Origin of the sequence: Pseudomonas sp. DCB_BI, assembly GCF_026240995.1 — a bacterium.
GTDB lineage: Bacteria > Pseudomonadota > Gammaproteobacteria > Pseudomonadales > Pseudomonadaceae > Aquipseudomonas.
Window position 1 is genome coordinate 326,227 of the sequence record NZ_JAPFCG010000002.1, and the last position, 14,801, is coordinate 341,027.

A 14,801-nucleotide genomic window follows, 5' to 3' on the forward strand; every position below is an offset into this window, starting at 1 on the left:
GCGCGGCGCATCGCGAGCTGCGCTCGCTCCTACGTTTGTTTCGGGCCAATTATTCCTGGGGGATTTGCGCGCGAACGCCTGGGGGCATGGCTTGATATCGCGCAGTACACACCAGGCGGTCGCGCGCGTCTGCCACTGGGATACTGGCCCGAAACAAACGTAGGAGCGAGCGCAGCTCGCGATGCGCCGCGTGGGCGGCGCTCGATCTCACAGGCGTAAAATCCCTCAAGCCGAATTCTGGCATAACACTTGCTCAAGCCAAGCCATTCTCCCTTGAACCCCCGATGGACGACGGATTATTGGCATGGCGAAGAGCGAAGCAGTCAAAGACCCCGCCACTAAAGGCAAACTCAAGCTGATCATCCTGGCCGTAGTGGGCCTGCTGCTGGCGATCGGCCTGTCGGTGGGCGCTACCTGGTTCATCATGCACAAGAGCGAGCCAGCACCGGCCGCTGAAGCCGCGGCCAGCAACGTCAAGCCTGCGGCGATCTACGAGGCCCTCACCCCGGCCTTCGTGGTCAACTTCAACCAGAACGGCCGCCAGCGCTACATGCAGCTGAGCATCACCATGCAGGCGCGCAACCAGGCTGATCTGGATGCACTGAAGGTGCACATGCCGGTGATCCGCAACAACCTGGTGATGATGTTTTCCGGGCAAGGCTTCGACACCCTCGCCAGCAGCCCGGTAGGGCAGGAGATGCTGCGTCAGAAGGCTACCGCAGTGGTCCAGGAAGTGGCGCAGAAGGAAGTCGGCAAGCCGGTCATCGACCAGTTGCTGTTCACCAATTTCGTATTGCAGTAGGAGTCCGTAATGGCCGTACAGGACCTGCTGTCCCAGGATGAAATCGATGCCCTGTTGCACGGCGTCGACGACGGGCTGGTGCAGACCGAGAGTGCATCCGAGCCTGGCAGTATCAAAAGTTACGACCTGACCAGCCAGGACCGTATCGTGCGGGGTCGCATGCCGACCCTGGAAATGATCAACGAGCGCTTCGCCCGTTATACCCGCATCAGCATGTTCAACCTGCTGCGCCGCTCGGCCGACGTCGCCGTGGGTGGCGTGCAGGTGATGAAATTCGGCGAATACGTGCATTCGCTGTACGTGCCGACCAGCCTCAATCTGGTCAAGATCAAGCCGCTGCGCGGCACATCGCTGTTCATCCTCGACGCCAAGCTGGTGTTCAAGCTGGTGGACAACTTCTTTGGCGGCGATGGCCGCCACGCCAAGATTGAAGGCCGCGAGTTCACCCCGACCGAACTGCGCGTGGTGCGCATGGTGCTGGACCAGTGCTTCGTCGACCTCAAGGAAGCCTGGCAGGCGATCATGCCGGTCACCTTCGAGTACATGAACTCTGAGGTCAACCCGGCCATGGCCAACATCGTCGGCCCCAGCGAAGCCGTTGTGGTGTCCACCTTCCACATCGAACTGGACGGCGGCGGCGGTGACCTGCACGTGACCATGCCGTACTCGATGATCGAGCCGGTGCGGGAAATGCTCGATGCCGGTTTCCAGTCCGACCTGGACGACCAGGACGAGCGCTGGGTCAAGGCATTGCGCGAGGACGTGCTGGACGTGGCCGTGCCAATGACTGCCACCGTCGCCCGGCGTCAGCTGAAGCTGCGTGACATCCTGCACATGCAGCCGGGCGATGTGATCCCGGTCGAGCTGCCCGAGCACTTGGTGCTGCGTGCCAATGGGGTGCCGGCGTTCAAGGCGCGGCTGGGTTCGCACAAGGGCAACCTGGCCCTGCAGATCATCGACCCGATCGAACGCCGCTGACGGCGTGCCGGTCGCTCATAACGAATTGAATGCCTGTCGAGGAAACCATGGCTAACGAAAACGAGATCACCTCCCCAGAGGACCAGGCGCTGGCCGACGAGTGGGCTGCAGCGCTGGAGGAAACCGGTGCCGCCGGCCAGGCCGACATCGATGCATTGCTGGGTGGTGACACCGGCAGCAACAGCGGCCCCGGCCGCCTGCCGATGGAAGAGTTCGCCAGCTCGCCGAAGCCGAACGAAAACGTCAGCCTCGAAGGCCCGAACCTGGATGTGATTCTGGATATCCCGGTGAGCATTTCCATGGAAGTGGGCAGCACCGAGATCAACATCCGCAACCTGTTGCAGCTCAACCAGGGGTCGGTGATCGAGCTCGACCGCCTGGCCGGCGAGCCGCTCGACGTGCTGGTCAATGGCACGCTGATCGCCCATGGCGAAGTGGTCGTGGTCAACGAGAAGTTCGGCATCCGCCTGACCGACGTGATCAGCCCCAGCGAACGTATCAAGAAGCTGCGCTGAGTGAAGGGCACGATGCGCGCCATTGCGGCACTCGCGGTGCTGTTCGCCAGCCACGCCTGCCTGGCCGCTGCCACGCCTGCGGTTACCCCGGCGGCTGCGCCTGGCAGCCTGGGTGGGCAATTGGCGCAGATGGTTTTCGGCCTGCTGCTGGTGGTCGGCCTGATCTTCTTCCTGGCCTGGTTGCTGCGGCGCCTGCAGAGCACGGCGGTGAAGGGTGGGCAGGTGATCGAGATCGTCGGCAGTCGCGCCATCGGCCCGCGTGACCGCCTGCTGCTGGTGCAGGTGGGCAAGGAGCAGATCCTGATCGGCCATACTCCTGGCAGCATCGAGGCGTTGCATGTGCTGGCTGAGCCGGTGCAGGTGGCGGAAAGCGCCCGTCAGGCGACGCCGGAGTTCGCCCAGCGGCTGCTGGAGCTGATGGGCAAGAACCCTAAGGACAACAAGTGATGAGCGGCGCGCTGCGTACGTTGTTGACTCTGGCGTTGCTGCTGGCGGCGCCATTGGCCCTGGCCGCCGACCCGCTGTCGATCCCGGCCATTACCCTGTCCAACACTGCGGACGGGCAGCAGGAATATTCGGTCAGCCTGCAAATACTGCTGATCATGACGGCGCTGAGCTTTATTCCGGCGTTCGTCATTCTGATGACCAGCTTCACCCGTATCATCATCGTCTTCTCCATCCTGCGTCAGGCCTTGGGGTTGCAGCAGACGCCTTCAAACCAGCTGCTGACCGGCATGGCGCTGTTCCTTACCCTGTTCATCATGGCCCCGGTGTTCGACCGGGTGAACCAGGACGCGCTGCAGCCCTACCTGAAAGAGCAGATGACCGCCCAGCAGGCCATCGACAAAGCCCAGGGCCCGCTCAAGGACTTCATGTTGGCGCAAACCCGGCAGAGCGACCTCGACCTGTTCATGCGCCTGTCCAAGCGCACCGACATCGCCGGCCCCGACCAGGTGCCGCTGACGATCCTGGTACCGGCGTTCGTCACTTCGGAGCTCAAGACCGCGTTCCAGATCGGGTTCATGATCTTCATCCCGTTCCTGATCATCGACATGGTGGTGGCCAGTGTGCTGATGGCCATGGGTATGATGATGCTGTCGCCGCTGATCATCTCGCTGCCGTTCAAGATCATGCTGTTCGTGCTGGTCGACGGCTGGGCGCTGATCATGGGTACCCTGGCCAGCAGTTTCGGCGGCGTCTGACGCCGTCAAGGAGAGCCGCCGATGACACCTGAAGTAGCTGTCGACCTGTTTCGTGATGCTTTGTGGCTGACAACCTTGATGGTTGCCGTGCTGGTGGTGCCGAGCCTGTTGGTGGGCCTGGTGGTGGCAATGTTCCAGGCGGCCACGCAGATCAACGAACAGACCCTGAGCTTTCTGCCGCGCCTGCTGGTGATGCTGGTCACGCTGATCATTGCCGGGCCGTGGCTGGTGCAGAAATTCATGGAGTACATCACCACGCTCTACACCAACATCCCGCAGCTCATAGGCTGATGCGGCGATGCTGGAGCTGACCGACACGCAGATCGGCACTTGGGTCGCCACGTTCATCCTGCCATTGTTCAGGGTGACGGCGGTGCTGATGACCATGCCGATCTTCGGTACCCGCATGTTGCCGGCGCGGGTGCGCTTGTACGTCTCCGTGGCCATCACCGTGGTGATCGTGCCGGCACTGCCGCCACTGCCTGAATTCGACCCGCTGAGTTTGCCGGGCCTGCTGCTGTGTGCCGAGCAGATCATCGTGGGTGCGTTGTTCGGCCTGGCGCTGCAGTTGCTGTTCCAGGCATTCGTGGTTGCCGGGCAGATCGTTGCGGTGCAGATGGGCATGGCGTTCGCCTCGATGGTTGACCCCGCCAACGGGGTCAACGTCGCGGTGATCAGCCAGTTCATGACCATGCTGGTGAGTGTGTTGTTCCTGTTGATGAACGGCCATCTGGTGGTGTTCGAGGTGCTGACCGAGAGCTTTACCACCTTGCCGGTGGGAAGTGCGCTGGTGGTCAACCACTTCTGGGAGCTGGCCGGGCGCATGGGCTGGGTGTTTGGTGCTGGCCTGCTGTTGATTCTGCCGGTGATTGCCTCGCTGCTGGTGGTGAACATTGCCTTTGGCGTGATGACCCGCGCAGCGCCACAGCTGAACATTTTTTCCATCGGCTTCCCGCTGACCTTGGTCATGGGCATGTTCGTCTTCTGGGTCGGCCTGGCCGATGTACTCTCTCACTACCAGGCATTGGCCAGCGAAACGCTGCAATGGCTGCGTGAGCTGGCGGGGGCGCGCTGAACATGGCAGAAAGCGAGAGCGGCCAGGACAAGACAGAAGACCCCACCGACAAACGTAAGCGCGACAGCCGCGAAAAGGGCGAGGTTGCGCGTTCCAAGGAGCTGAACACGGTGGCGGTGACCCTGGCCGGCGCCGGTAGCCTGCTGGCGTTCGGCGGCCATCTGGCCGAGACCATGTTGGCCATGATGCGCATGAACTTCAGCCTGACCCGTGAAATGATCGTAGACGAGCGGGCCATGGGGGCCTTCCTGCTGGCCTCGGGCAAGATGGCGATCTGGGCGGTGCAGCCGGTCTTGATTCTGCTTTTCGTGATTTCCTTCGTGGCACCCATCGCCCTTAGTGGCTTCCTGTTTTCCGGCAGCCTGCTGCAACCCAAGTTCAGCCGCATGAACCCGTTGTCGGGGATAAAGCGCATGTTCTCGATGAACAGCGTGACGGAGCTGCTCAAGGCGCTGGCGAAGTTTTTCGTCATCCTGATCGTGGCGGTGGTGGTGCTGTCCAGTGACCGTCAGGCCTTGCTGTCGATTGCCAACGAGCCGCTGGAGCAGGCGATCATCCACAGCCTTCAGGTGGTGGGCTGGAGCGCGTTGTGGATGTCGGCCGGGTTGCTGCTGATCGCCGCGGCAGACGTGCCGTTCCAGCTGTACCAGACGCACAAGAAACTGAAGATGACCAAGCAGGAAGTGCGTGACGAGTACAAGGACAGCGAGGGTAAGCCCGAGGTCAAACAGCGGATTCGCCAGTTGCAGCGCGAAGTGTCGCAGCGGCGGATGATGGCGGCGGTGCCGCAGGCCGATGTGATCATCACCAACCCGACGCACTATGCGGTGGCCTTGCAGTACGACCCGGAAAATGGCGGGGCGGCGCCGTTGCTGTTGGCCAAGGGTACTGACTTCACGGCCCTGAAGATTCGCGAAATTGCGGTAGAACACAAGATCCAGATCCTCGAGTCGCCGGCGCTGGCGCGGGCGATCTACTACTCCACCGAGATCGAGCAGGAAATCCCGGCCGGCTTGTACCTGGCGGTGGCGCAGGTGCTGGCCTATGTGTTCCAGATCCGTCAGTACCGTGCCGGCAAGGGCAAGCGGCCGGAGCCATTGAAAGACGACCTGCCGATCCCGCCGGATTTGCGCCGCGACAGTTGATTGGTGGTAGGTGGCGGGTATTTGCCTTGAGGTTTTTGTTGGCCATGAGATCGAGCGCCGCCCGCGCGGCGCTTCGCGGGGCAAGCCCGCTCCCACATCTGTTTCGGGACAGGTACTCCTGTTCCCTTGGTACGCGCACCCTGGGTGCATGGCTGGAGATTGATGAAAAAGCGGCGGCGCACCCTTAAATATCGAAGGGAACAAACAAGGCGGCCAGCGGCAATCTCACTGGAGTGACTGGCCCGAAACAGACAGTGGGAGCGGGCTTGCCCCGCGAAGCGCCGCGCGGGCGGTGCTCGATCTTACAGGCGCCAAAAACCACAAGGCGAACACCCTGATTCACCCCAAACCACAAAGTTGGAAAGCTTCTTGCAATGCCAGCCGCAGGCACCCCCTGGGCGTCAAAGTTTTGCATCAAGAGGACTCGCGGTGGATCGCACTCAGTTAATCAGCAACGCCCGTAACAACCTGGCCGGGCTCGGCCGGGGCAACCTGGGCGTGCCGCTGTTACTGCTGGTGATGTTGGCAATGATGATGTTGCCGATACCGCCGTTCCTGCTCGACGTGTTCTTCACCTTCAACATCGCCCTGTCGATCGTGGTGCTGCTGGTCTGCGTGTACGCCCTGCGCCCGCTGGACTTTGCCGCGTTTCCCACCATCCTGCTGGTGGCCACGCTGCTGCGCCTGGCCCTGAACGTGGCATCAACCCGCGTGGTCATGCTGCATGGCCAGGAGGGCCACGGCGCTGCCGGTAAAGTGATCCAGGCCTTCGGCGAGGTGGTGATCGGCGGCAACTATGTGGTCGGTGCGGTGGTGTTCGCCATCCTCATGATCATCAACTTCGTGGTAGTGACCAAGGGCGCCGGGCGTATTTCCGAAGTGAGCGCGCGCTTCACCCTCGATGCCATGCCCGGTAAGCAGATGGCCATCGACGCCGACCTCAACGCCGGCTTGATCGACCAGGCGCAGGCCAAGCACCGCCGTGCCGAGGTGGCCCAGGAGGCCGAGTTCTACGGGTCGATGGACGGTGCCAGCAAGTTCGTCCGCGGTGACGCCATCGCCGGCCTGCTGATCCTGTTCATCAACCTGATCGGTGGCATGCTGATCGGCATGCTGCAACACGGCATGAGCTTCGGCGATGCTGGCAGGGTGTACGCCTTGCTGACCATCGGTGACGGTTTGGTGGCGCAATTGCCATCACTGCTGCTGTCCACCGCCGCGGCGATCATGGTCACCCGTGCCTCGGGCTCCGAGGACATGGGCAAGCTGATCAACCGGCAGATGTTCGACTCGCCCAAGGCGCTGGCGGTGTCGGGTGCGCTGATGATCGTCATGGGCCTGGTACCCGGCATGCCGCACGTGGCGTTCATCAGCCTCGGCCTGCTGGCCGGTGGCGGCGCCTACCTGGTGTGGAAGAAGCAACAACAGGTCAAGGTCAAGGCCCAGGAAGAGGCGCAGCGCCAGCAGGACCTGCTGCCCTCGCCACAGCGCGCGCTGGAAACCAAGGAGCTGGGCTGGGACGACGTGACCCCGATCGACATGATCGGCCTTGAAGTTGGCTACCGGCTGATCCCGCTGGTCGACCGCAACCAGGGTGGTCAACTGCTGGCGCGGATCAAGGGTGTGCGCAAGAAGCTGTCACAGGACCTTGGCTTCCTCATGCCTACCGTGCATATTCGCGACAACCTCGACCTGCAGCCCAGTGCTTACCGCCTGACGCTGATGGGGGTGATCCTGGCTGAAGCCGAGATCTACCCGGACCGCGAACTGGCGATCAACCCGGGGCAGGTGTTCGGCACCCTCAACGGCATAGCCGCGCGCGACCCGGCGTTTGGCCTGGAGGCGGTGTGGATCGACGTCGGTCAGCGCTCGCAGGCCCAGTCGCTGGGCTACACGGTGGTCGACGCCAGTACCGTAGTGGCTACTCACCTTAACCAGATCCTGCAGAAGCACTGCCACGAGCTGATCGGCCACGAGGAAGTCCAGCAACTGCTGCAGGTGCTGGCCAAGGCATCGCCGAAGCTGGCAGAAGAGCTGGTGCCGGGTGTCATTTCCTTGTCGGGCCTGCTCAAGGTCTTGCAAGCCCTGTTGTCGGAACAGGTGCCAGTGCGCGATATTCGCAGTATTGCCGAGGCCATCGCGAACAACGCAGGCAAGAGTCAAGATACCGCCGCGCTGGTGGCGCTGGTGCGCGTCGGATTGTGTCGCGCCATCGTGCAAAGCATTGTCGGCATTGAGTCCGAGCTCCCAGTGATCACCCTGGAGCCAAGGTTGGAACAGATTTTGCTCAATAGTCTGCAGAGGGCCGGGCAGGGTCAGGAAGATGGTGTTCTTCTTGAGCCTAGCATGGCCGAGAAGCTGCAACGCTCGCTGATCGAAGCGGCCCAGCGCCAGGAGATGCAGGGCCAGCCGGCCATCCTGCTGGTCGCCGGCCCGATCCGCGCCATGTTGTCGCGTTTCGGTCGCCTGGCTGTACCGAATTTGCATGTTCTGGCGTATCAGGAAATACCGGACAACAAGCAAGTCACCATCGTTGCCACCGTGGGCCCTAACGGCTGAGGTAGTGGATAATGCAAGTTAAGCGATTTTTCGCCGCCGATATGCGTCAGGCCATGAAGCTGGTCCGGGACGAGCTGGGCGCCGATGCCGCGATCATTGGCAACCGCCGCATTGCCGGTGGTGTCGAACTGACGGCCGCGCTGGACTACAAGCTGTCCGCCCTGGCCCCGCGGGTGCCCAACGCTGAGCTGGAAGAGGAGCTGCGCAAGACCCACACGCGCATCGCCACTGTCCAGGCCGAGCTGGACCACCGTCAGGACAGCAGCGACAACAACCGCCAATTGTTCGCCGGCCAGTCGCTGACCGCCGCCGAGCCGTTGATCGAGCCGCACGTCGAGACCCCCGAAGCGCCGGCTGCAGCAACGGCTGCACCGGTCGACCCGCGCCTGTTCGATGCCATGCGTTCCGAGCTGTCGGGCCTGCGCGAACTGCTGGAAGTGCAACTGGGCTCGCTGGCCTGGAATCAGCTGCAGGGCAGCAAGCCGCAGCAGGCCAACCTGTGGCGCCGCTTGCAGCGCATCGGCCTTTCCGGGCCGATTGCCCGCGAGCTGCTGGAGCTGACCGCCGAGATCGAGGAGCCCCGCCAGGGCTGGCGGATGCTGTTGGCCCACCTGGCGCGGATGATCGAAATACCGGAGATCGAGCCGATCGAAGAGGGCGGCGTGATTGCCATGGTCGGCCCGGCCGGCATGGGCAAGACCACCACCCTGGCCAAGCTGGCTGCGCGCTACGTGCTCAAGTACGGCGCGCACAACCTGGCGCTGGTGAGCATGGACAGCTTTCGCATCGGTGCCCAGGAGCAGCTCAAGACCCTGGGCCGCATCCTCAATGTGCCGGTGACCTACGTCGACCCGGGCCAGTCGCTGGCGGCCGCGCTGGAGCCGCTGCTGCGCAAGCGCGTCGTGCTGATCGATACCGCCGGCCTGCAGGCCAGCGACCCAGCTCTGCGCATGCAGCTGGAAACCTTGGCCGGGCGTGGCATTGCCGCGAAGAACTATCTGGTGCTGGCCACCACCAGCCAGAAGCAGGTGCTGACCGCCGCCTACCACAGCTACAAGCGCTGTGGCCTGGCCGGCTGCATCCTGACCAAACTCGATGAAACGGCAAGCCTTGGCGATGTGCTGAGCCTTGCCATCAGTCATGAATTGCCCGTGGCTTACCTTACCGACGGCCCGCGCATTCCTGACGACCTGCACCTGCCGCGGGGCCACCAGCTGGTCAGCCGGGCGGTGAACGTGCAGCAGCAGGACGAGCCCAGCGAAGAGGCCATGGCCGACATGTTCGCTGATCTCTACCACAACCCACGGCGAGCGGGTTGACCATGAAGTGTGTGCAAAGTAGCTATGCCAAGGGGTACGCAGAATTGCCCTACGTGTGGCCTGAGTCCCAGCGAGACAAGGTAAAGAACAGACATGGGTAGCATGCATCCCGTACAGGTGATCGCCGTGACCGGTGGCAAAGGTGGCGTCGGCAAGACTAACGTTTCAGTGAACCTGTCCCTGGCGCTGGCCGAGCTCGGCCGCAGGGTCATGTTGCTGGACGCCGACCTGGGCCTGGCCAATGTCGACGTGTTGCTGGGCCTGACCCCCAAACGCACCCTGGCCGATGTCATCGAGGGGCGCTGCGAGCTGCGTGACGTGATGCTGCAGGGGCCCGGCGGTGTGCGCATCGTGCCGGCGGCATCGGGTACCCAGAGCATGGTGCACCTGGCTCCGGCCCAGCATGCCGGGTTGATCCAGGCGTTCAGCGAAATCGGCGACAACCTCGACGTGCTGGTGATCGATACCGCTGCGGGTATCGGTGATTCGGTGGTCAGCTTTGTCCGCGCGGCCCAGGAAGTGCTGCTGGTGGTGTGCGACGAACCCACTTCGATCACCGACGCCTACGCGCTGATCAAGCTGCTCAACCGCGACTACGGCATGAACCGTTTCCGCGTGCTGGCCAACATGGCGCAAAGCCCGCAGGAAGGGCGCAACCTGTTCGCCAAGCTGACCAAGGTCACCGACCGCTTCCTTGACGTTGCCCTGCAGTACGTGGGTGCCGTGCCCTACGACGAGTGCGTGCGCAAGGCAGTACAGAAGCAGCGCGCCGTCTACGAAGCCTTCCCTCGCTCCAAGTGCGCGCTGGCCTTCAAGGCGATTGCCCAGAAGGTCGACAGCTGGCCGCTGCCCGCCAACCCGCGTGGGCATCTGGAGTTCTTCGTCGAGCGCCTGGTGCAACCCACCAGCGCGGGACCCGTGCTATGAACGCCAGCGGCTTCAAGATGTACAGCCGGGCAGCGAAAGATGCCCAGTACGAGCTGATCGAGCGCTATGCGCCGCTGGTCAAGCGCATTGCCTACCACCTGCTGGCACGCTTGCCGGCCAACGTGCAGGTCGAGGACCTGATCCAGGCCGGCATGATCGGCCTGCTGGAAGTGGCCAACAAATACGACGCCAGCAAGGGCGCCAGCTTTGAAACCTACGCCGGCATCCGCATTCGCGGGGCCATGCTCGACGAGGTGCGCAAGGGCGACTGGGCGCCGCGTTCGGTGCACCGCAACACCCGCATGGTCAGCGACGCGATGCGTGCGGTCGAAGCCAGAACAGGCCGTGACGCTAAAGATCATGAAGTTGCTGCCGAACTCCAATTGAGTCTCGATGATTACTACGGGATTTTGAACGACACCCTGGGCAGCCGGCTGTTCAGCTTCGACGACCTGTTGCAGGACGGCGAGCACGAAGGCCTGCATGAGGATGGCGCCAGTGGGCAGGTGGAACCTGCGCGCGGCCTTGAGGATGAGCGCTTCCAGATTGCCCTGGCCGAGGCCATCGCCAACCTGCCGGAGCGTGAGCGCCTGGTGTTGGCGCTGTACTACGACGAAGAGCTGAACCTCAAGGAAATCGGTGAGGTGCTGGGGGTCAGCGAGTCGCGGGTCAGCCAGTTGCACAGCCAATGTGCCGCGCGCCTGCGCAGCCGCCTGGGGGAATGGCGGGCGCGTTGAGCCCGGGTTCGTTGCAGTCGTTTTCCATGTTGTACCGAATTGAATGAATGCGCGCGCTCGGGGGCCGAGCGCGTTTGAGACTGCTTGGAGGTCTACTTGAACAAAGACATGAAAATCCTCATCGTTGACGACTTCTCGACGATGCGGCGGATCATCAAGAACCTGTTGCGTGACCTGGGCTTCACCAACACCGACGAGGCTGACGACGGCACTACGGCACTGCCGATGCTGGAAAACGGCCATTACGACTTCCTGGTGACCGACTGGAACATGCCCGGCATGTCCGGTATCGACCTGCTGCGTAAAGTGCGTGCCAGCGACAAGCTGAAAAGCATGCCGGTGCTGATGGTGACCGCCGAAGCCAAGCGCGACCAGATCATTGAAGCGGCCCAGGCGGGCGTCAACGGTTATGTGGTCAAGCCGTTCACTGCCCAGGTGCTCAAAGAAAAGATCGAGAAGATCTTCGAACGCGTCAACGGCTGAGTCACGTCAGGGGGCGCGCCATGGATTCATCACAAAACTCTTTGGGCGAGTTCGAATCGACCCTGAAGAAGCATGCCCAGGAGTTGGTAGAAAGCCTGGAGCGGGGCCGTTTCGGCGAGGCGGTGCAGCTGATTCACGAGCTGAACCAGACCCGTGATCGCGGCCTGTACCAGGAAGTCGGCAAGCTGACCCGCGAGCTGCACAGTGCCATTGTCAGTTTCCAGATCGACCCGACCATGCCGCAGGCCGAGGAGGTGTCGCAGATTACCGACGCCACCGAACGTCTGTCATACGTGGTCAAGCTCACCGAGGGCGCGGCCAACCGCACCATGGACCTGGTCGAGGAAAGCACCCCGGTGCTCAACGAGCTGGCCAGCGAGGCCAAGGCCTTGAGCGCCGACTGGCAACGCTTCATGCGCCGCGAAGTGGCTGCGCCGGAGTTCCGTGACCTGGTCAAGCGTGTCGACAGTTTTCTGACGCACAGTGCCGAAGGCAACCGCAAGGTGGCCGGCCACCTCAACGACATCTTGCTGGCCCAGGACTATCAGGACCTGACCGGCCAGGTGATCAAGCGCGTCACCAGTTTGGTGACCGATGTGGAAAGCAACCTGCTCAAACTGGTGCTGATGGCCAGCCAGGTGGACCGCTTTGCGGGCATCCAGCATGACCACGATCAATTGCGCGCAGAAAAAGATCGAGAAAAACATCCGACTCGGGGTGAAGGTCCGCAGATTCATGCCGATAAGCGTGAAGACGTCGTGTCCGGTCAGGACGATGTCGACGATTTGCTGTCCAGCCTGGGTTTTTAAGGAGCACGTTTGATGAGCTTCGGCGCCGATGAAGAAATCCTCCAGGATTTCCTGGTAGAAGCCGGCGAAATTCTTGAGCAACTGTCCGAGCAACTGGTCGAGCTGGAAAGCCGGCCCGACGATGCCGACCTGCTCAATGCGATCTTTCGCGGTTTCCACACTGTAAAAGGGGGCGCCGGCTTCCTTCAGCTGAACGAGCTGGTGGAGTGCTGCCACATCGCCGAGAACGTCTTCGACGTCCTGCGCAAAGGTGAGCGCCGGGTCGACGCGGAACTGATGGACGTGGTGCTTGAAGCACTGGATACCGTCAACAGCATGTTTGGCCAGGTGCGCGAGCGCACCGAAGTCACTCCGGCCACCCCCGAGCTGCTGGCGGCGTTGTCGCGCCTGGCAGAACCGGGCGGAGCCGAAGCTGTTGCAGCGCCGGCGCCGGTTGCCGGCGTGGCGGTTGCAGCGCCGGCCGAGGCCGAGGAGCAGCACCAGGACATCACCGACAGCGAGTTTGAGCAGCTGCTCGATTCGCTCGATGCGGTCAAGGCGCAAGCGGCGGCCGACGAGCAGATGCAGGGCGAGACTGTCAGCGCTGCTGGTGATGAAATCACCGATGCCGAGTTCGAATCGCTGCTCGACCAGTTGCACGGCAAGGGCCAGTTCAATGCCGAGGTTGCGCCAGCGCCGGTTGCCGTCAGCAGCGAAGCGGTCAGCGACGACATTACCGACGCCGAATTCGAATCGTTGCTCGACCAGCTGCATGGCAAGGGTACCTTCCAGGCGGGCGCCTTGCCCGCCGCCCAGGCACCAGCACCCGCCGCGCCGGAACACAGCGCAGCCAGCGACGAAATCAGCGAGCACGAGTTCGAAGCCCTGCTGGACCAGTTGCACGGCAAGGGCAAGTTCGGCGGCGATGTGGCCGCAGCAGAGGCCCCGGTAGCTGCCCAGGCGCACGCGCCGGCTGCCGCCAAGGCCGCAAGCCAGCCGGTGGCCAAGCCAGCCGCCGCGCCAGCGCCATCGCCGGCCAGCAAGCCTGCCGCAGCGCCTCGCGCGCCGGCCCCGGCCGCCGAAAAACATGCCGCCAGCGAAGCGGAAACCACGGTGCGCGTCGATACCGCGCGCCTGGATGAGATCATGAACATGGTCGGCGAGCTGGTCCTGGTGCGTAACCGCCTGGTGCGCCTGGGCCTGAACAGCGGCGACGAGGCCATGTCCAAGGCCGTGTCCAACCTCGATGTGGTCACGGCCGACCTGCAGACTGCGGTGATGAAAACCCGCATGCAGCCGATCAAGAAAGTCTTTGGCCGCTTCCCGCGTCTGGTCCGTGACCTGGCGCGCCAGTTGAAGAAAGAGATCAACCTGGAGCTGGTTGGCGAAGAGACCGACCTCGACAAGAACCTGGTCGAGGCCTTGGCCGACCCGCTGGTGCACTTGGTACGCAACGCCGTCGACCACGGTATCGAGATGCCCGATGAGCGTGAAGCCTCTGGCAAGGCCCGCACCGGCCGTGTGGTGCTGTCGGCGGAACAGGAAGGCGACCATATCCTGCTGTCGATTTCGGACGACGGCAAGGGCATGGACCCCAACATCCTGCGCGCCAAGGCCGTGGAAAAGGGCCTGATGGACAAGGATGCTGCCGAGCGCCTGAGCGAGTCGGACTGCTACAACCTGATCTTCGCCCCGGGCTTCTCGACCAAGACCGAGATTTCCGACGTGTCCGGGCGTGGCGTGGGCATGGATGTGGTGAAGACCAAGATCTCCCAGCTCAACGGCTCGATCAACATCTTCTCGGCCAAGGGCCAGGGCTCGAAGATCGTCATCAAGGTGCCGCTGACCCTGGCGATCATGCCCACCCTGATGGTGATGCTGGGCAACCAGGCGTTCGCCTTCCCGCTGGTCAACGTCAACGAAATCTTCCACCTGGACCTGTCGCGCACCAACGTGGTCGATGGCCAGGAGGTGGTGATCGTGCGCGACAAGGCGCTGCCGCTGTTCTACCTCAAGCGCTGGCTGGTGCAGGGCCAGGTGCACGAAGAGCAGCACGAGGGCCACGTGGTGATCCTGTCGGTCGGCACCCAGCGCATCGGCTTTGTCGTCGATCAACTGGTGGGCCAGGAAGAAGTGGTAATCAAGCCGCTGGGCAAGATGCTGCAAGGTACCCCGGGCATGTCCGGGGCCACCATTACCGGCGACGGTCGCATTGCGTTGATTCTCGACGTCCCGAGCATGCTCAAGCGTTACGCCGCACGGCGTATTTGA

15 protein-coding genes are annotated in these 14,801 nt (G+C 62.9%); all 15 read left to right on the top strand.

The window, feature by feature from the left end; translation table 11 throughout:
• Nucleotides 1–304 precede the first annotated feature (304 nt).
• The 15 genes from fliL (at nucleotide 305) to OO258_RS03885 (ending at nucleotide 14,801) form a co-directional block, all read left to right on the top strand.
• Complete coding sequence (gene fliL, locus OO258_RS03815; protein WP_110747218.1) at nucleotides 305–802, top strand: flagellar basal body-associated protein FliL; 498 nt, start codon at nucleotides 305–307, stop codon at nucleotides 800–802.
• Nucleotides 803–811: 9 nt separating this feature from the next.
• Nucleotides 812–1,780, top strand: a complete 969-nt coding sequence (gene fliM, locus OO258_RS03820; protein ID WP_012273501.1) for a flagellar motor switch protein FliM — start codon at nucleotides 812–814, stop codon at nucleotides 1,778–1,780.
• Between the two features lie 47 nt (nucleotides 1,781–1,827).
• On the top strand, nucleotides 1,828–2,295 hold the full coding sequence (gene fliN / locus OO258_RS03825) for a flagellar motor switch protein FliN (protein ID WP_266028912.1): 468 nt from the start codon (nucleotides 1,828–1,830) through the stop codon (nucleotides 2,293–2,295).
• A 12-nt stretch (nucleotides 2,296–2,307) separates the two neighbouring features.
• A complete protein-coding gene (fliO, locus tag OO258_RS03830; protein ID WP_266028944.1) occupies nucleotides 2,308–2,742 on the top strand; it encodes a flagellar biosynthetic protein FliO in 435 nt (144 codons plus the stop codon).
• Complete coding sequence (gene fliP / locus OO258_RS03835; protein WP_266028913.1) at nucleotides 2,742–3,497, top strand: flagellar type III secretion system pore protein FliP; 756 nt, start codon at nucleotides 2,742–2,744, stop codon at nucleotides 3,495–3,497. The genes fliO and fliP overlap by 1 nt, the downstream gene beginning before the upstream one ends.
• A gap of 21 nt (nucleotides 3,498–3,518) precedes the next feature.
• Complete coding sequence (fliQ, locus tag OO258_RS03840) at nucleotides 3,519–3,788, top strand: flagellar biosynthesis protein FliQ (RefSeq protein ID WP_266028914.1); 270 nt, start codon at nucleotides 3,519–3,521, stop codon at nucleotides 3,786–3,788.
• A 7-nt stretch (nucleotides 3,789–3,795) separates the two neighbouring features.
• Complete coding sequence (gene fliR, locus OO258_RS03845) at nucleotides 3,796–4,572, top strand: flagellar biosynthetic protein FliR (protein ID WP_266028915.1); 777 nt, start codon at nucleotides 3,796–3,798, stop codon at nucleotides 4,570–4,572.
• A 2-nt stretch (nucleotides 4,573–4,574) separates the two neighbouring features.
• Nucleotides 4,575–5,717, top strand: a complete 1,143-nt coding sequence (gene flhB, locus OO258_RS03850) for a flagellar biosynthesis protein FlhB (protein WP_266028917.1) — start codon at nucleotides 4,575–4,577, stop codon at nucleotides 5,715–5,717.
• A gap of 429 nt (nucleotides 5,718–6,146) precedes the next feature.
• Nucleotides 6,147–8,276 carry a flagellar biosynthesis protein FlhA gene (flhA, locus tag OO258_RS03855; RefSeq protein WP_266028918.1) on the top strand — a complete coding sequence of 710 codons (2,130 nt, stop codon included), beginning with the start codon at nucleotides 6,147–6,149 and terminating at the stop codon, nucleotides 8,274–8,276.
• 11 nt (nucleotides 8,277–8,287) lie between these two features.
• Nucleotides 8,288–9,595, top strand: a complete 1,308-nt coding sequence (gene flhF, locus OO258_RS03860; RefSeq protein WP_266028919.1) for a flagellar biosynthesis protein FlhF — start codon at nucleotides 8,288–8,290, stop codon at nucleotides 9,593–9,595.
• 93 nt (nucleotides 9,596–9,688) lie between these two features.
• The gene (fleN, locus tag OO258_RS03865; RefSeq protein WP_003254408.1) at nucleotides 9,689–10,522 is read left to right on the top strand and encodes a flagellar synthesis regulator FleN; all 834 of its coding nucleotides are present in this window, start codon (nucleotides 9,689–9,691) and stop codon (nucleotides 10,520–10,522) included.
• Nucleotides 10,519–11,259, top strand: a complete 741-nt coding sequence (gene fliA, locus OO258_RS03870; RefSeq protein ID WP_110747204.1) for an RNA polymerase sigma factor FliA — start codon at nucleotides 10,519–10,521, stop codon at nucleotides 11,257–11,259. Before fleN ends, fliA begins: the two co-directional genes overlap by 4 nt.
• A 108-nt stretch (nucleotides 11,260–11,367) precedes the next feature.
• A complete protein-coding gene (locus tag OO258_RS03875; protein WP_010955070.1) occupies nucleotides 11,368–11,742 on the top strand; it encodes a chemotaxis response regulator CheY in 375 nt (124 codons plus the stop codon).
• A gap of 20 nt (nucleotides 11,743–11,762) precedes the next feature.
• Nucleotides 11,763–12,551: a protein phosphatase CheZ gene (locus OO258_RS03880; RefSeq protein WP_266028920.1), complete on the top strand. Its 789-nt coding sequence runs from the start codon at nucleotides 11,763–11,765 to the stop codon at nucleotides 12,549–12,551.
• Between the two features lie 12 nt (nucleotides 12,552–12,563).
• Nucleotides 12,564–14,801, top strand: a complete 2,238-nt coding sequence (locus OO258_RS03885) for a chemotaxis protein CheA (RefSeq protein ID WP_266028921.1) — start codon at nucleotides 12,564–12,566, stop codon at nucleotides 14,799–14,801.